This window comes from Bacteroides cellulosilyticus (assembly GCF_020091405.1).
GTDB lineage: Bacteria > Bacteroidota > Bacteroidia > Bacteroidales > Bacteroidaceae > Bacteroides.
Genome location: NZ_CP081903.1, coordinates 2,857,554 through 2,875,492 on the forward strand (window position 1 = coordinate 2,857,554; position 17,939 = coordinate 2,875,492).

Genomic DNA, 17,939 nt, shown 5'->3' on the forward strand with positions numbered 1-17,939 from the left:
GCGTCTGGTTTAATAGATGTTATCCAATGTTACGGGTAGTCCTGTGCGGAGCTGCAATGTTCCGGAAATTATAATTGTATCTCCGGTCTGCAAACCCTGCAATACTTGGGTTTCAGCTTCTGTACGTATGCCAGTTTGTATTTCTACAGGCTGGGCTTTTCCCGATTTATAAAGGAAAATCTTGTCCTTACCCATTTCCGGAACGATAGCTTCGGATGGAACGGCAAGGGCATCATGGATTTCATTTTTACTTAAACGGATATCCGCATAGCGTCCGGGCATTACATTACCGCTGGCATTGGGGTAGAGGGCACGCAATGTCAATGTATGGGTGTTTTGATCCATTCTCGATTCACGTGCGTACACTTTGGCATGGAAGGTTTCAAGTTTACCCTCAAGTCCGAAGTTTACTCCTGCACCGATTTTAACGTCATTGGCATAACGTTCGGGAACGGAAAATTCTACTTTCAGCGGAGATATTTTTGTGAGTTTGGCAACGATAGTAGTGGGGGAAGCATAGGTTCCGACACTGACCTGACGCAGACCGATTACACCGTCGAACGGGGCACGAAGCTCGGTTTGTGCAATGTTAGCTTCTATCAGGTCTATGTCTGCATTCAGGGTTGCCAGTTCAGTTTTTACCTGCTCGTAGGCTTCCTTACTGACTGCATCCCGCTCCAATAATGCATTCTGGCGAAATACGCGGTCTTCTGCCAGTTTCAGTTGGGCAACAAGACGCTGCAACTGTGCCTGTAAAGGCCGGTCGTTCACTTTAGCCAGCAGTTGACCTTTTTTAACCTGGCTGCCTTCCTCAAAATTGATTTCTATGATTTTACCTGAGGTTTCGAAAGAAAGATCCACTTCTTCATCAGGTAACAGGCTACCGCTGATTTTGATTTCATCTTTGAGCAGCTGTGGCTTTATGATCTTTGCGTTTACATTTAATGCTTTTTTGCCATTGCGGTTACTGCTCATAACTTTGTCGGCAGCTGCCAATTCTTTATTCTCTTTAGGAAGCTGGGAATAAATACCCCAACCTATCAGTCCGGCACCAATGAAAATGATAATGCCCCATTTAACTTTTTTATTCATGTATCAGTATTAGTATTATATCAGATATTAAGTTAGATTATGTAGCACTAATTGGACATATTAGGAACAGAAAGGTTTAATGCGAGAAGCGTTAAAAAAGGTGATAAAGTGATATGAAAAAGGGTGATAAGGTGATAAAGTGATAAAATGCTAAAGTGATAAGCAAATGCTTTATCACCTTATCACCCTACCACTCTTTTTTTAATACGCCGCTCTGTATTTACCTTCCTCTTTGTCTTCCAACATGTTAAGGTATGAGGCATAACGTGATTCGCTGATGTAGTGCTCCTCCACGGCTTTTCGTACAGCACACCCCGGTTCGTGGCGATGCGTACAGTTACCGTAACGGCAATCGGCGGAGAGCTTAAATATCTCCGGAAAGTAGTGTCCTATTTCCTCCTCTTCCATATCGAATGTTCCGAAACCTTTGATGCCTGGTGTGTCAATGATATATCCGTCTCCCGGAACGGGAAACATCTCAGAGAACGTAGTGGTGTGCATTCCTTTGTTGTGGTAGGTGGAAATCTCACCCGTTTTTACGTCCTGTTCAGGCAATATTGCGTTGATGAGCGTTGATTTTCCTACACCGGAATGACCGGAGAAAAGTGTTACCCGCCCTTTAAGTTCTTCCTGAATGAGTTCAATGCCTTCACCGGTTTTGGCGGAGACTTTGAAGCAGGGATAACCGATAGTGGTATAGAGATTGATGAGGCTGTTCATATAATGAAGTTCCTCTTCATTGTATGCGTCTATTTTATTGAAGATGATTTTTACCGGAACACGGTATGCTTCGGCAGAAGCCAGAAAACGGTCGATAAAGGTGGTGGATGTTTCCGGATAGTTGACCGTTACGATAAGCATGCTTTGGTCAAGGTTTGCAGCGAGAATATGCGATTGCTTGGAGAGATTGGAAGCACGACGGATAATGTAATTTTTCCGGTCTTCTATTTCACTGATGAAAGCAGTTCCTTCCGGATTCAGAATGATTTGGACATAGTCTCCCACAGCTACCGGGTTGGTACTGCGAATGCCTTTTAACCGGAAGTTACCCTTGATTTTGCACTCCACACATTTACCTTCGTCGGTTTTTACCAAATACCAACTACCTGTATTTTTTATTACCAGTCCCCTCAATTCAATTGACAGTTGATAACTGACAATTGACAATTAACGTTTGGCAGAATCCCTTTACTATTATGTCATAGGGTAATTGTCAATTATTAATTGTCAATTGTCAATTGGTTTTTATACGGTCATGATTTCTTTGTCCTTTGCAGCCAGCATATCATCAATTTGCTTGATGTATTTATCGTGAATCTTCTGCAATTTCTCTTCACCTCCCTTTTGTGCATCTTCTGCCAGGCCGTCTTTAACAGACTTTTTCAGGCCATCGATTGCATCACGGCGGGCATTACGTACGCTCACTTTGGCAGTTTCGCCTTCACCTTTACATTGTTTGGCAAGTTGTTTACGACGTTCTTCGGTCAGCGGTGGAATGCCGATACGGATGATTTCACCGTTATTTTCCGGCATGATGCCAAGGCTGGAGTCGATGATGGCTTTCTCAATCACCTTGAACATGCTTTTGTCCCAGGGCTTGATGACTATACTACGGGCATCCGGAGTATTTACGGCAGCTACGTTATTGATGGGAACCATGCTTCCATAGGAATCCACACGGATACCGTCCAGCAAACGAACGTCTGCTTTTCCGGCGCGGATGTGAGCCAATGCTTCTTCCAGATACATGACGGCCATATCCATTTTTTCTTGCGCTTCATCTAAGATTTCTTTTACTTCTCTCATATTCTTTGGTTTTGGAGTTTTACTTCTCTAATTTTGATTGAACAAAAGTAGATTATTTTTTGATAATCTGCAAGCTCTCAAGGCAGAAAGCAGGATAAGAAAACTTATTTCTTATCCTATCGGAAGCTCTATCACCATCCGTGTCCCTTCCGTATAGGTAGAATCGATATATATTTTCCCTCCCAAGTGCTTTGTTATTTCATGACAAACATAAAGTCCAAGCCCGGTGCCAGGTATAAAATCGTCTATCTTTGTGAATGCTTCAAATACCCATTCCCTTTTTTCCGGTGGAATGCCGGGACCGGTATCTGTGACGGATATAATCAGCTTGCTTCGGGTGTCGTTTTCGTGGCAGTTAAGGATGATACTGCCTTGTGGGGTAAATTTGTTGGCATTGGCCAGCAAATTACAAATAGCTTTGGCAAGGTATTGGCGGTTTGTCTGATAAGTCTGTGAAATACATTGATTCTCAATCCGGTACTCAGTGTTCGGTTTGCGGAATTTCCGTGTTTCTATTGTCATGCATTCTTCGCACAACTGCCCAATGTAAACCGTACCTACTGGGAGCATATCATTGGTGCAGCCCAGTTGTGATATTTCCATCATATCGTCCATCAGGTTGGTTAATTGTGTTATGCCTTGTTCAATGCTTTCCTTCATTTCAGTTTTCATATCCTCTTCAACTTCTTCACTCAGAATGATACTGCTGAACCCTTGAATAGCGTTGAGAGGGGTACGTATCTCATGCGACATGGAGTTCATGAAGATTGTTTTCATCTTCTCACTCTCTTTGGCTTTCCGGCTCTCTGTCTCCAGATTCAGTTTTAGATGACGGGTGATGCGCAAAATGCGATAGACGTGTATGAGCCATCCGGCAAGAACTACCAGCAAGAGACTTATCAATGCGATGTATATGCCCTGTTGGCGGGATATCAGGTTAGCTTTGTCCAGTTCCAAACGGCTGACGTCGTATTGGGTCTGTAGCTCTGTCAGTTCTTCGGATATGTTTTGTGACTCGATGGAATCTTTAATGGTGATGTAATCCGTAATTGCCTGGTAGGCTTCCTGCCAACGACTGGATAGGGCAAGATATTTGCTCCTTTCTTCGTAATAATATGAATTGTCCATCCCATATTGGGGAGCGGTTCTGATGACAGAATCACAGCACTCAATGGCTTTGGGATAGTCTTTTATATAGCTATAATAATTTCGCGCTACATCGTAATAATAAAAGTCCAATGGAGGCACCACGTCCTGTGGATAAAGTTTTACCATACGCTGGAACTCTCCAAAGTAGTAATCCATCTGGTTGCGCCCTATTTCATCACCATGATTCAGCATGCGGGCAATGGCTGCAATCTCTATCTGGTGTGAGAGGAATATGCGTTTTTTTACTTTGGGCAGTTGGCGGTATTCTTTGTAAAGCTCCATCAGTTCCTGGGTATACTTCAAATCCGAGCTGCCTAATCCCAACAAAAATTGGGTTCTGAACAGGTAGTCTTCTTCAAGTGGTATGGTGCGTGCTATTTTCAATCCCTCTTGCAGATAGCTATCCCAAGGCCTTAGCTGGTCATTGCTGCCTTCCAGCATTAGTGAGATGACTCCAAGCGCATACAGTCTCCTCATGTAAGGATAAGGGTTTGATGCCTGAAATACTACTTGACTATCTGCTACTAATCTCTGTGCCAGTTCTTTCCGCTGTGTAAAACTGCGTATGTCATGCATCATGCCCAGATATTGCAAAACTACTTCTTTGGGCTTTCCCCGCAGATGGATGCGGGCTTTTTCAATCCACAAATCGGCAGAATCCAATTGACAGAGATTGAGGTGACGCAGTGCCAGCGAACGAACGGAGGTGAACATAGCGTCTTGATTGTTGCTCGCTACAGCTTGTTCCCATAACTTTTCCGTATAGGTATAGTCGTCCTGTATCAGCCCTATGTCGCTAAGGTGAGTCAGCAACTCCAGTCGCCTTGAAGAAACTGACGCTGAATCCAACAGGTGAATTAAACTGTCTTTAGAGGCGGTCAGATTCTCAGAGGCATACCCCAACGTCAGGGTGCAATGGAAAAGTAGGTAGCAGATGACGTAGGGTTTAAGCCGGTTAGCCGCTTTTCCCATTTATTTATGTTTGTTTGGTGTACTTATTTAATTGTGTACTAATGTTCCGATTTCTTCTCCTTGCATTACTTTTTTCAAATTACCCACTGTATCCATGTCGAACACGATGATTGGCAAATTGTTTTCTTTGCACATGCAAGTGGCGGTGAGGTCCATCACTTTCAAACCACGTTTCAATACTTCGTCATAAGTGATATCGTCGAATTTTGTAGCAGTCGGATCTTTTTCCGGGTCTGCGGTATAGATACCATCCACACGTGTACCTTTTAGCATGACATCGGCTTCAATCTCGATACCGCGTAGAGAAGAGCCCGTGTCTGTAGTGAAGAACGGATTTCCCGTTCCGGCAGACATAATAACGACTTCGCCTGCTTCCATGCTTTCGATGGCTTTCCACTTATTATAAAATTCTCCGATAGGTTCCATGCGTACGGCTGTAAGTACACGTGCCTTTACGCCGGTGGCTACCAGGGCAGAGCTTAGTGCCAAACTGTTGATTACAGTTGCGAGCATACCCATTTGGTCGCCTTTTACGCGGTCGAAACCTTTGTTTGCACCACTCAATCCACGGAAAATATTTCCACCGCCGATGACGATACCTATCTGAACGCCCAGTTCATGGATTTCCTTGATCTGTGCTGCATATTCGGCAAGGCGCTTCTCGTCAATGCCATATTGTTTTTCGCCCATCAGGCTTTCGCCGCTGAGCTTTAACAGGATTCTTTTATACTTTGCCATATGATATTACATTTAGTTTCTGCAAATATACGCTTTCTGTCTGTAAAGATTAACTTTGGTACAGAATTTTTCTACTTAAAACTGCCTGCATGATGCCACGGAGAGATAAATAGACGATGAAAGCGAGCCAGAGGGCATGATTTCCCATCCATTCGTGTAAAGAGTAATAGACAAGGAAGAAGCTGCCGGAAGCTACCAGCATGGAGTAAAACATTTGTCGGGTGGCAGTGGCTCCTATAAAAATGCCATCCCACAGGAAAGCGGCAAAACCTGTAAGTGGGATTGCCAATACCCAATAAAAGTAATTTCCGGCTTCCCGAATGACGGAGGTTTCATTAGTCAGCAGTCCCAGGAATGACTTGCCTCCAAAGAAATAAAGCAAGGTGAAACCTGTGGAAAGACCGACACCCCAAATGAAGAGCTGGCGAACCGTGCGATATAATGCCGGTCGATTATTGGCACCAACATATTTACCCACTAACGCTTCTCCTGAATAAGCAAAACCATCCATGATATAAGAAAATAGAGTGAATAATTGCATTAGCAAAGTATTGACGGCCAATACTATTTCTCCTTGTGCCGCTCCGGCAGAAGTGAAAAATAGAGTGACAATGACCAGACAGAGGGTTCGTAGAAAGATATCCCGGTTTACCTGGAAAAAACGCAGCATGGCTTCCTTTTTCAGCACTTCATGCCAAGCAACGTGCTTTTTAAGTCCTCCATAATATCGCCTCCATAATAATAATGCCATCAGGAAACCGGCATATTGAGCCGTAAGTGTTCCCCAAGCTACCCCGGCAACTTTCATGTGGAACAGATAAACGAAACAAAGGCTTGCGGCAATATTCACAATATTTTGTGTGATGGCGATGTACATCGGGAAACGTGAATTCTGCATACCGATGAACCAACCTGCGAATCCATAGAGTCCGAGCATAGCAGGCGCTCCCCAGATACAGATCCGGAAATAGAGTGTAGCCAATCGCTCTACTTCCTCTGTAGTTTGTATAAAAGTGAATGCCAGCTTCCGGATGGGATATTGCAATGCCACTAAGATAATGGCGATAAGCAATCCTACTCCGACCGACCGTAATAAAAGTCGTGCAACTTCATCCAGATCATGTTTGCCGTATGCCTGTGAGGTCATTCCACTGGTCCCCATTCTCAAAAATCCGAAGATCCAGTAGATAATATTGAATAACATTCCGCCCACGGCAATGGCTCCGATATATGCAGCGGCTCCCAGATGCCCTACGATTGTTACATCAATCAGTCCCAGCAGGGGAACTGTTATGTTTGATATAATCGAGGGTACAGCTATCTGAAGTATTCTTTTATTGATAATATTCGGAGTTTGAGCAATCATTTTAAAACTCTGGTTTGTTCTATTTACCGACAAAGGTACTCTTTTTGTCGCAAACGGTAAAAAAGCACCTGATAATAACAATTTTTATAGTACATAATGTTTGAAAAATGAATATATTTGCGGTAACAAAAACTGGGTAATATTTAATAAGAGATGAGAACCTTAACTTTGCTATTTTCATTAATGGTTACTTTCCCCTTTGTGCTCTCTGCGCAAACGGCGGGAGAACTGCTACAGAAGGTGTCTGCCGCCTTGTCTGAGGGGCAGGATGATTATGTTGTGAGTCTGTTTCGTCAGGCGATAGCTGCCGGAGCAGATCAGACTGAAATGTATTATTGGACTCAAATAGAAAAAAACAGTGCCGTGGCTCCCCGTCTGGTCAATGAGTTGGCAACCTATTACAAGCGTAAGCGGAATTATGACAAAGCTTATCTTTTTTACAGAGAATTCTTGCAGTATCATTCCGAAGATGTTCCTGCACTTGTGTCGTGTGCCGAAATGGAGATGATGAGAGGTAAGGAAAAAGATGCCGTCAAAACTTATGAAAAAGTTTTGATGCTGGATGCCAATAATCTGCAAGCCAATATTTTTCTGGGGAGTTATTACTACCTGCAAGCAGAACGCGAAAAGAAGAAGCTGGAGGATGATTATAAGAAAATAACTTCTCCTACACGGATGCAATACGCCCGCTATCGTAACGGACTTTCTGATGTCTACTCCAATGGTTACTCCAAAGCAAAGGACTATTTGCAGCGTGTGTTGCAACTGTTTCCTTCCACAGAGGCGGGAAATACCTTGGAAAAGATCAGGAAACTGGAAGCGGAAATTAAGTAAGCTGTAATTAAGTAAGCTATAATAAGCTTTCCGCGTTTTCTACTGCTCTTTTGCAATAATAGCCCGATGCAATCTTTTGGTTGATCTCCTTTATATTTCTGACCATTTCGTCATAGGATTCTGCGGAAATGGATGATAATATGGAGTCTAACTCTTCCAGTGAATCAATACACACGCCTATTTTGTTCTCTGCAACAAATGAGGCCAATGCTGCTTCTTTCCATATAATTATGGGAAGATTGCAGCGTATGTATAAGGATACCTTGTGCGGATTGTTTATCCTCAGGTATATCCCGAAATCTCCCGAGCAGGTATGGATAGAGTCTCCTTCCCATATTAAGCCAAAGTGTGCGCTGACCTGTTCTATTAACTGATCAGAAGGCACAAAACCTTTAAATTTGAACAACGTCTTGTCTTCTATTTTGTCTTCTTCGAATCCTCCGCCGTAAAGTTCAAATTGCCATTTTGACATCACATCATTCAAAGAGTACAGGTATCTGTTTTTCTTGTAAGTCAGTGCTCCTGCATAGATCACCTTAATTGGTTTCTGGTTAGGTTCCTGGGTATTGTTGTTTACGGAAGGAGATAGATAATCGAAAATCTCCAGGCATACCATAGGTTTGCTGTATCCTTGCTCTTTCAGCCATATCTCCATCTTATCGTTGTGTACGATCAGTACATCCGAATGGTTGAGGCGTTTGATTTCCTGCTCTGCTGTCAACTTCTTTCTTCTGAAAGTTCCCAAGTCATGGATAATCGTGATAACCTTTCCCCGTTTCAAGTGTATGATATTACATACGAAAGAGTAATACTTCTTGAAAGGATACTGGACGACTACCACGTCATTGGCAGAAACTGTAAACAAAACTTTTAGTACTCCGGCAAGGGTTATTAAAAAGCCTGCTATCTTGTTGGAATAAGTGGTTTGCGGTAGTCCGGCATTTTTATATCCCAGTTTAGAGAGAATTTCTTCTATATCTGTTTTTGCCTTATTACCTGCATTGTTCAGGCCATTATAGTTTTTGGATAGATAATATCGGGTCATTATTTTGTTCTTTTAGATTGATAACTCCTTTTTAGTGAGCAATATGGCGGATGCAATAGTATCATCCATATCGAAATATGCATATTGTCCCAAACGTCCTCCGAAAATGACACGGGAATCTTTTTCTGCCAATGCCTTATACTTATTGAAGCATTTTAAATTCTTTTCATCATTGATGGGATAGTAAGGTTCGTCGGAAGGTGTGTATTCCTGAGGATACTCCTTGGTTATGATAGTTGAAGGCTGTTTTCCGAATTCAAAATGTTTATGTTCGATGATTCGTGTAAACGGGTATTTTGCTTCATTGTAGTTGATTACGGCATTACCTTGATAATTGTCAGTATCCAGATGGATATGTTCAAACTTCAGGCTTCTGTAATCCAGTCTGCCAAATTTATATTCAAAATACTCGTCAATGCAACCTGTGAAAAGTATCTTTTCGGCTATACTCTGAAAATAGGGTATGTTGTCAAAATAGTTCGTATCGGTTTGAACATCGATATCCTTTAACAGATTATTGGTGAGTGCAGTGTATCCATCTTTAGGGATGCCTTGATAGGGATCGTTGAAGTAGTTATTGTTATAAGTAAGGCGGAAGGGTATTCTTTTGATGATGGAAGCCGGCAGTTGGTTGGCGGGGCGTCCCCATTGCTTTTCCGTATATTCCTTAATAAAAGTGTAATATATGTCGTCTCCGCAAAGTTTCAGTGCTTGCTCTTCCAGATTATCAGGCTGGGATATGTCTTTATATTTAGAGCATTGTTCCTGAATTTTATGTTTTGCTTCTTCCGGAGTATTTACGTTCCATAACTTATTGAATGTATTCATATTAAAAGGAAGATTGTAAAGCCTTCCTTCGCTGTATGCCAGAGGGGAGTTAACGTAATTATTGAATTTTGCGAATCTGTTTATGTAATGCCAGACTTCTTCATTGTCCGTATGGAATATATGTGCTCCATACCAATGTATTTTTATATCATTTTCTTCTTTAGTGTAAATATTTCCTCCAGTGTGGTTACGCTTGTCAATGACCAGGCATTTCTTTCCGTTTTCATTCATAATCTGAGCAAAAACAGAACCGAATAAACCGGAACCCACAACGAGATAGTCATATATACTTTTTCATTTATTTAATGCTTCTGGTTTGCAAAGTAACAGAAAAATAAAATCTTATCAAAGCATTTGAATATGTAAAAGTATGTGGTGCAATGCAATTATAGCGTTATCCGCCTGGCAAACGAGTTGGCTACGTATTATAAATGTCTTGATATGAGTGAAATATGATATCAAACAGGTGGGAAATATGCTACGTTACACTGTGTTTTAGCCTTATTGTTCTTTCTCAAAGCAATGTATGTTTATTGCTAAAAGTATGTAGGTTGTCTTGCAAAACAGTACCCAGGGCTGACGCATTAAAAATATTTCATGGATAAAAGTTCACAAAGTAGTTCATTATCCCATCCTGCTGCCTTTCTTTTCCCTTTTACGCTTCCTTTTCTTTCATTTTTCTTAATAACCATCAGTGCTATTTTATTCATAAGTGAAACGTTTTGTGCCGCATTTCCGGTTTTTCTGCCTGCATCTTCATTAAAAGAGACATCCAACTGCCAATGCAAATTGTTTTCAATAGCCCAATGTGCCCGTATAGACTCTGCTATTTTTTGAGGTTCCAGCCCTAAAGAGGTGATATAAAACCTATGGCTTACAGAGGTTTCGCCTGTTGTTTTGATTGTTCTTTGTGAAGATATTCTCACAACCGCCTTCAATCCCTTCCATTCTTTGAACATTCCGGTTAAAGCCTGGCAACTGTACACAAAACATTCACGGCGTTCGTGTCTGCCATGAGACTCTTCCTCTGTTATATATTTGCCGTATCTGGTGGCATAATGTGCTTTGTTCACATCGATATTTTTATCATCCAAATCATCAAACCAACTTTTGACGGTATTATAAAGATTCTTATGGTTTTCTTTCAGAGCTAAGACATAATCTGCTCCACCCTCTATTATTTTTTTAGCAATATCCGTTTGACACCCCATTGCATCAATGGTTACAATGCACTTGACTAAATCCAAGGCTTCTAACAACAACGGGATAGCCACGATCTCGTTATGTTTTTCATTAACTTTCAGCTGTCCAAGACTGATGCCATTAGCTGTAGCCCAAGCACTAACCATATGAAGTTTAAAATTTCGATTACCAGTGGGGTGAGATGAGCTACATTTACTGGCACCACGAATGGTTTTGCCGTCAATAGCTACAACACCCTCATATTTCTCGCAGATTTCAAACATCCAATGCCGAAAAATACGTTCGAAATACTCAGGATTCAGAGCACTGAAAAAACGATTGAAGGTATCGTGACTGGGGATAGATTCCAATCCGGGCAGCCGTTCGCGGAAAAAGTCAATCTTGGCATTGCCGAAATCTTCTACTTCATACCAGGATTCTGCACCACATATTACAGCAGCCATTGAAATATAAACGATAGCATCGGCAGAATGTACACGTTTTCTGTCAATACGAGGATCATTGATTTGTTTACAAATACTAAATATTGCCATTATTTTAGTCAATTTATGTTTCTTAATTGCTTATAAAGATAAGAATTTAAGATGACATATAAAAATAGTTTATACATTAATTGTCAATTATATATAGTGCGATTTTAATAAATTGAATATAAGTATTTATGGTAAAAACTATAATGCGTCAGCCCTGGTGTACAGTTGCAGGGCTGACGCATTAAAAATATTTCATGGATAAAAGTTCACAAAGTAGTTCATTATCCCATCCTGCTGCCTTTCTTTTCCCTTTTACGCTTCCTTTTCTTTCATTTTTCTTAATAACCATCAGTGCTATTTTATTCATAAGTGAAACGTTTTGTGCCGCATTTCCGGTTTTTCTGCCTGCATCTTCATTAAAAGAGACATCCAACTGCCAATGCAAATTGTTTTCAATAGCCCAATGTGCCCGTATAGACTCTGCTATTTTTTGAGGTTCCAGCCCTAAAGAGGTGATATAAAACCTATGGCTTACAGAGGTTTCGCCTGTTGTTTTGATTGTTCTTTGTGAAGATATTCTCACAACCGCCTTCAATCCCTTCCATTCTTTGAACATTCCGGTTAAAGCCTGGCAACTGTACACAAAACATTCACGGCGTTCGTGTCTGCCATGAGACTCTTCCTCTGTTATATATTTGCCGTATCTGGTGGCATAATGTGCTTTGTTCACATCGATATTTTTATCATCCAAATCATCAAACCAACTTTTGACGGTATTATAAAGATTCTTATGGTTTTCTTTCAGAGCTAAGACATAATCTGCTCCACCCTCTATTATTTTTTTAGCAATATCCGTTTGACACCCCATTGCATCAATGGTTACAATGCACTTGACTAAATCCAAGGCTTCTAACAACAACGGGATAGCCACGATCTCGTTATGTTTTTCATTAACTTTCAGCTGTCCAAGACTGATGCCATTAGCTGTAGCCCAAGCACTAACCATATGAAGTTTAAAATTTCGATTACCAGTGGGGTGAGATGAGCTACATTTACTGGCACCACGAATGGTTTTGCCGTCAATAGCTACAACACCCTCATATTTCTCGCAGATTTCAAACATCCAATGCCGAAAAATACGTTCGAAATACTCAGGATTCAGAGCACTGAAAAAACGATTGAAGGTATCGTGACTGGGGATAGATTCCAATCCGGGCAGCCGTTCGCGGAAAAAGTCAATCTTGGCATTGCCGAAATCTTCTACTTCATACCAGGATTCTGCACCACATATTACAGCAGCCATTGAAATATAAACGATAGCATCGGCAGAATGTACACGTTTTCTGTCAATACGAGGATCATTGATTTGTTTACAAATACTAAATATTGCCATTATTTTAGTCAATTTATGTTTCTTAATTGCTTATAAAGATAAGAATTTAAGATGACATATAAAAATAGTTTATACATTAATTGTCAATTATATATAGTGCGATTTTAATAAATTGAATATAAGTATTTATGGTAAAAACTATAATGCGTCAGCCCTGAAACAGTACCTTATTCCGTTTGACCACATTAGTGGAGCACGTACTCCATTATTGTGAAGCAACAGGACCACGATTGTGAAGCACGTGATTTATAATTGTGGGTCAGGGCTGACGCATTATAGTTTTTACCATAAATACTTATATTCAATTTATTAAAATCGCACTATATATAATTGACAATTAATGTATAAACTATTTTTATATGTCATCTTAAATTCTTATCTTTATAAGCAATTAAGAAACATAAATTGACTAAAATAATGGCAATATTTAGTATTTGTAAACAAATCAATGATCCTCGTATTGACAGAAAACGTGTACATTCTGCCGATGCTATCGTTTATATTTCAATGGCTGCTGTAATATGTGGTGCAGAATCCTGGTATGAAGTAGAAGATTTCGGCAATGCCAAGATTGACTTTTTCCGCGAACGGCTGCCCGGATTGGAATCTATCCCCAGTCACGATACCTTCAATCGTTTTTTCAGTGCTCTGAATCCTGAGTATTTCGAACGTATTTTTCGGCATTGGATGTTTGAAATCTGCGAGAAATATGAGGGTGTTGTAGCTATTGACGGCAAAACCATTCGTGGTGCCAGTAAATGTAGCTCATCTCACCCCACTGGTAATCGAAATTTTAAACTTCATATGGTTAGTGCTTGGGCTACAGCTAATGGCATCAGTCTTGGACAGCTGAAAGTTAATGAAAAACATAACGAGATCGTGGCTATCCCGTTGTTGTTAGAAGCCTTGGATTTAGTCAAGTGCATTGTAACCATTGATGCAATGGGGTGTCAAACGGATATTGCTAAAAAAATAATAGAGGGTGGAGCAGATTATGTCTTAGCTCTGAAAGAAAACCATAAGAATCTTTATAATACCGTCAAAAGTTGGTTTGATGATTTGGATGATAAAAATATCGATGTGAACAAAGCACATTATGCCACCAGATACGGCAAATATATAACAGAGGAAGAGTCTCATGGCAGACACGAACGCCGTGAATGTTTTGTGTACAGTTGCCAGGCTTTAACCGGAATGTTCAAAGAATGGAAGGGATTGAAGGCGGTTGTGAGAATATCTTCACAAAGAACAATCAAAACAACAGGCGAAACCTCTGTAAGCCATAGGTTTTATATCACCTCTTTAGGGCTGGAACCTCAAAAAATAGCAGAGTCTATACGGGCACATTGGGCTATTGAAAACAATTTGCATTGGCAGTTGGATGTCTCTTTTAATGAAGATGCAGGCAGAAAAACCGGAAATGCGGCACAAAACGTTTCACTTATGAATAAAATAGCACTGATGGTTATTAAGAAAAATGAAAGAAAAGGAAGCGTAAAAGGGAAAAGAAAGGCAGCAGGATGGGATAATGAACTACTTTGTGAACTTTTATCCATGAAATATTTTTAATGCGTCAGCCCTGAATTGTGGGTAATGCTAAACTGTTGGTTTATAATGTAATAACATAGGTAGCTAACCGGAAAAACATAGGCAGTCAACGTAAACAAACACTGTTCTGAGCATCACTGTAAGGCGGGGATTCTCCCACCGGGATGGCGCAAACTACTGCTACTTGGCACATTCGACGTCTTTGTGATGAAGAAAAAAACGAAAAATGAGGGGTGTTGAAACAGTCGATTTATCTGCTAAAAGAAGTGTAATAAGCCTATTATTAGCGGTATAACTCTGTTTTACGTTGGTGTAGGCAATTTTACTTACACCTTTTTAAAATTTGCCTACACCATCGCTCATTGCCGATGAATAGGGCGATACAGAGCATGGGTGTAAGCGTGTAGGTAAAAGTGTGCATAAACTCTGGGTAGCGGTTGAATTCAATTTTTAAATGCGGCATCTGTTTTTTGAGTTTGTCAAAGAATGTATTGTACTTCCTTAAACAGATATCCGCGTACCTTTCCTGCCTGATCTTCAAGAATAAATCGCCCGTCCGGTTCTACGCATAACAGGCGTGCAAGGAATTCACCGTCTGCATCGGCATAGCGGTGGAAACCTTCCCGACGGAAAAGAGAGCGGGCATATCGTTCGGCAATACAGTTGGCGGCATCGCCCGAAGAGTCTGTTTGCAGAAGGATATAGTATTCTTTGAGTCGCCTCATGATGTTGGCGAGTATCAGATAGCGTTCATGTTCTTGTCCTGTGATCTGCTTTAGAGATACCGGGTTGGGGGCATTGCTCCGAAAAGTTTCCTGGTTTATGTTGACACCAATGCCGGAAATGCTGCGTCCGATGTGATGTCCGGAGAGGTCGTTTTCTATCAGTATGCCGCAAATCTTCTTTTCGTTCCAGTAGATGTCATTCGGCCATTTGATGGAAATGCCTTTTGTCCATTCGTCCAACTCTTCTTTAATGGAAAGGGAGACGATTTGAGAAAGGATGAACTGGCGACGGGCTTCAACGAAAGTGGGATAGAGCACGAAGCTGAATGTGATGTTCCGGCAATCTTCGGACTCCCAACTGTTGCCACGCTGCCCTTTACCGGCAGTCTGGCGCTCGGCTATGACCGTCGTGAACTCTCGGACAACGGATTGCTGTTCACCGCAAAGTTGAGTTAAATAGTTATTCGTAGAGTCTGTTTCCGGCAATATGATCAGTGGGACAGGAAACTCTGCGGGAGTAATCATCAAATTCGGTTCTTTCTTCATATCAGGGCAGGGCATCATATTCGGTACGCATTTTCTTGGTGAACTTCTTTAGTACTTCCTCATAAGCATGGTCGATGAGGCTCTTTATCAGTTTATCGTCCGCATCGCCATCAAGGAAGATCTGGTTCCAGTATTTCTTGTTAAAGTGGTAGGCGCCCTCAATAGCTGAGTAATGCTCACGCAATTCTATTGCATACTCCGGATCGCACTTCATACAGATTTTGTTAGAGCCTTCCAAGTCAATCAGTACAAACATCTTATCCATTACTTTCATCACAAGTGAATACTCGTCGAACGGAAGACATTCCGTTACGGCTTTCTTTGCGAGACAGTATTCGCGGGCGGTTTCTATATCCATACTTTCTGTTTTTAATTTCTATTAGTTTGCGGGTGTCCGGTTACGAAATTTGCTTGAATTTCACCAAATCCCATCCGCGGAACACCAGGGCGATTGCGATGATTTCCGTAGTACCTTTCTTTTCCTGTACTTTCGGACAGGCTACATATTGCGCCAACTGCATTCCTGCATCTTCCAGCAACTTCTCCACTTCTGCATCTTTGGCGTCGCGGGGGCAATACTTCACTTCAATGGCATAGCTGTACGGCATATCGGGCAGTTGCGGAAGGTTGGGTATCAGGTAGAAGTCGGAGAAGCCTTTGTTCATTTCGTATTCGGGCATTGTTATGTAGTAACTGTTCATGCCCATATAGCTGAGGAGAAAGCCCTTGACGTGCGCTTCACCTTCCATGAATTCGCGGATGGAACTTTGTTCCTTTAGCCGGGTGGCGATATATTGAAAGTAGCTTTCCCATTCACGGGAATAAGCCATGCCGTACATCAGTTGGTTCAGTTCGTCAACATCCAGGTCCATGTGTCCGGCGGTGCGGTATGCGTCTGCCAGATAGCCGTATAGTTGTTCGCGCACCACTTGGTTGGGGATTGTCAGTTGCAGCATCGGTCCGCGTGTACCCGCTATTGTCAGCATTCCGTAATAGAAGAGCAGACTCTTGAAATTATCCGTTTGCGCTATCTCCACGGCGGGGAAGGACTCTTTTATCCTGCCAACCGTTTCACCCTGTGTGATGATTTCTTGAATGATACTGGCATTTTTGCCGAAGTTTTTGTCTATAAGGATGAGGTGGCGCAGCTTGTTATAGTCAGTGCGGCAGTTAGTGTCGAGCATGTTTTCGGGTGGCAGTTGCGTGCTTAAATAACTGTTCACGAAGTAGAGAACCATATCTGAATTATACATCGGCAGTTCCTTTAGTGAACGACCTGAGAAACAGTAATTATCATACCACGGTTTCATCATGCTGATCAACTCATCAACGGGATGAATGATTTTTCCTTGCTGCCGGTAGTATTCCAGCAATTCCCGTACTTCGGCTTCGGTGAACCCGATCATGTTGTTGAATACCGGGTTGGTGCTTTGATTGCTGGCGATATTGAAGCCACTTATGAGATCGTCCATCGTTACAGGACTGACACCGGTGATGTACATACGTTCCACAACCCTGTCAGTATAGTCTTTGACGGTTTTGAGAAAGTTCCGCAGAAAACCGTCGCCATGGGTGAGGGCGCGATAACGGGTATTACCGTAGTTGGCCAGTACGTTGTTGGCAAAATTGTCGTATTCGTCGAGGATGAGGTACATCTTCAGGCCTTGTCTCCGCAATGACAGGCATATTGCGGTCAGCTTCTCAGAAGCCACTTCCTTTTGTTGTACCATTTCAAGGGTGTCCGGTGGCAGTAAATCTGCATATTTCAGACAAAAGTCCGTAAATATCATGTCGCAGTTACTGTTGAATGAGGCTTCCATTTTTTCCGGGTCGGAGACGATACTGGAGAAGCTCATCTTCAGCACAAGATACTTGTTGCGGTCCGGGGTAGGATGTTTTCCCACGTATAAGTTGCCAAACAGTTCATCGAACTGTTTTTCTGCCTTACAATCATAATAGCATTCCAGCATATTGAGGAAAAGACTCTTTCCGAAACGGCGGGGGCGGACGAAAAAGAAGAAACGGGCAGTCTGTTCTATCTGTCTGATATATTCCGTCTTATCGACATAATAATAGTTATTACGGATAATTGCTGGAAAGTCTGTCATCCCGTAAGGGATCAGCTTGGTGGAATTTGCCTGATTCATGATAGAGTTTTTTTAGAATATTTCTGAACGAAGATAGAGAGTTTTCCCGAAACGGACAAGAAGAATTACGAAAA

15 protein-coding genes are annotated in these 17,939 nt (G+C 41.7%); 2 read left to right on the forward strand and 13 right to left on the reverse strand.

Annotation, left to right across the window (positions count from 1 at the left end):
* Nucleotides 1-9: 9 nt before the first annotated feature.
* The 6 genes from K6V21_RS10155 to K6V21_RS10180 form a co-directional block, all read right to left on the reverse strand.
* Nucleotides 10-1,092 carry an efflux RND transporter periplasmic adaptor subunit gene (locus tag K6V21_RS10155; protein ID WP_044269684.1) on the reverse strand — a complete coding sequence of 361 codons (1,083 nt, stop codon included), beginning with the start codon at nt 1,090-1,092 and terminating at the stop codon, nt 10-12.
* Nucleotides 1,093-1,293: 201 nt separating this feature from the next.
* Entirely contained in the window at nt 1,294-2,226 is a 933-nt protein-coding gene (gene rsgA, locus K6V21_RS10160) for a ribosome small subunit-dependent GTPase A (protein ID WP_224321692.1), read from the reverse strand.
* A gap of 111 nt (nt 2,227-2,337) precedes the next feature.
* Nucleotides 2,338-2,898, reverse strand: coding sequence for a ribosome recycling factor (gene frr, locus K6V21_RS10165; RefSeq protein ID WP_007213330.1), 561 nt, complete (start codon nt 2,896-2,898; stop codon nt 2,338-2,340).
* A gap of 111 nt (nt 2,899-3,009) precedes the next feature.
* Nucleotides 3,010-5,019, reverse strand: coding sequence for a sensor histidine kinase (locus K6V21_RS10170; RefSeq protein ID WP_224321693.1), 2,010 nt, complete (start codon nt 5,017-5,019; stop codon nt 3,010-3,012).
* 27 nt (nt 5,020-5,046) lie between these two features.
* The gene (pyrH, locus tag K6V21_RS10175) at nt 5,047-5,757 is read right to left on the reverse strand and encodes a UMP kinase (protein WP_224321694.1); all 711 of its coding nucleotides are present in this window, start codon (nt 5,755-5,757) and stop codon (nt 5,047-5,049) included.
* 49 nt (nt 5,758-5,806) lie between these two features.
* A complete protein-coding gene (locus tag K6V21_RS10180) occupies nt 5,807-7,123 on the reverse strand; it encodes an MATE family efflux transporter (protein ID WP_224321695.1) in 1,317 nt (438 codons plus the stop codon).
* Between the two features lie 153 nt (nt 7,124-7,276).
* Between K6V21_RS10180 and K6V21_RS10185 the strand changes: the two genes are divergently transcribed.
* Nucleotides 7,277-7,957 (forward strand): tetratricopeptide repeat protein, encoded by a 681-nt coding sequence (locus K6V21_RS10185; RefSeq protein ID WP_044269661.1) that lies wholly within the window; start codon nt 7,277-7,279, stop codon nt 7,955-7,957.
* A 16-nt stretch (nt 7,958-7,973) separates the two neighbouring features.
* Here the strand turns inward: K6V21_RS10185 and K6V21_RS10190 are convergent, their stop codons facing one another.
* The 4 genes from K6V21_RS10190 to K6V21_RS10205 all read right to left on the reverse strand — a co-directional run bounded on the left by K6V21_RS10190 (nt 7,974) and on the right by K6V21_RS10205 (nt 12,899).
* Nucleotides 7,974-9,002, reverse strand: a complete 1,029-nt coding sequence (locus K6V21_RS10190) for a galactofuranosyltransferase (protein ID WP_217714768.1) — start codon at nt 9,000-9,002, stop codon at nt 7,974-7,976.
* A 12-nt stretch (nt 9,003-9,014) separates the two neighbouring features.
* Nucleotides 9,015-10,118 (reverse strand): UDP-galactopyranose mutase, encoded by a 1,104-nt coding sequence (gene glf, locus K6V21_RS10195; protein WP_262903784.1) that lies wholly within the window; start codon nt 10,116-10,118, stop codon nt 9,015-9,017.
* 296 nt (nt 10,119-10,414) lie between these two features.
* Nucleotides 10,415-11,566 (reverse strand): ISAs1 family transposase, encoded by a 1,152-nt coding sequence (locus K6V21_RS10200; RefSeq protein ID WP_224319883.1) that lies wholly within the window; start codon nt 11,564-11,566, stop codon nt 10,415-10,417.
* Between the two features lie 181 nt (nt 11,567-11,747).
* Nucleotides 11,748-12,899 (reverse strand): ISAs1 family transposase, encoded by a 1,152-nt coding sequence (locus K6V21_RS10205; RefSeq protein WP_224319883.1) that lies wholly within the window; start codon nt 12,897-12,899, stop codon nt 11,748-11,750.
* Between the two features lie 417 nt (nt 12,900-13,316).
* Between K6V21_RS10205 and K6V21_RS10210 the strand changes: the two genes are divergently transcribed.
* Entirely contained in the window at nt 13,317-14,468 is a 1,152-nt protein-coding gene (locus K6V21_RS10210) for an ISAs1 family transposase (RefSeq protein WP_224319883.1), read from the forward strand.
* Nucleotides 14,469-14,926: 458 nt separating this feature from the next.
* Here K6V21_RS10210 and K6V21_RS10215 read toward each other — a convergent pair whose 3' ends face one another.
* The 3 genes from K6V21_RS10215 to K6V21_RS10225 are packed head-to-tail and all read right to left on the reverse strand — an operon-like array spanning nt 14,927 to nt 17,865.
* Nucleotides 14,927-15,736, reverse strand: coding sequence for a biotin--[acetyl-CoA-carboxylase] ligase (locus K6V21_RS10215; RefSeq protein WP_258771379.1), 810 nt, complete (start codon nt 15,734-15,736; stop codon nt 14,927-14,929).
* Complete coding sequence (locus tag K6V21_RS10220) at nt 15,720-16,076, reverse strand: MmcQ/YjbR family DNA-binding protein (protein WP_217714766.1); 357 nt, start codon at nt 16,074-16,076, stop codon at nt 15,720-15,722. The genes K6V21_RS10215 and K6V21_RS10220 overlap by 17 nt, the downstream gene beginning before the upstream one ends.
* Nucleotides 16,077-16,116: 40 nt before the next feature.
* The gene (locus K6V21_RS10225) at nt 16,117-17,865 is read right to left on the reverse strand and encodes an AAA family ATPase (protein ID WP_224321698.1); all 1,749 of its coding nucleotides are present in this window, start codon (nt 17,863-17,865) and stop codon (nt 16,117-16,119) included.
* Nucleotides 17,866-17,939 lie beyond the last annotated feature (74 nt).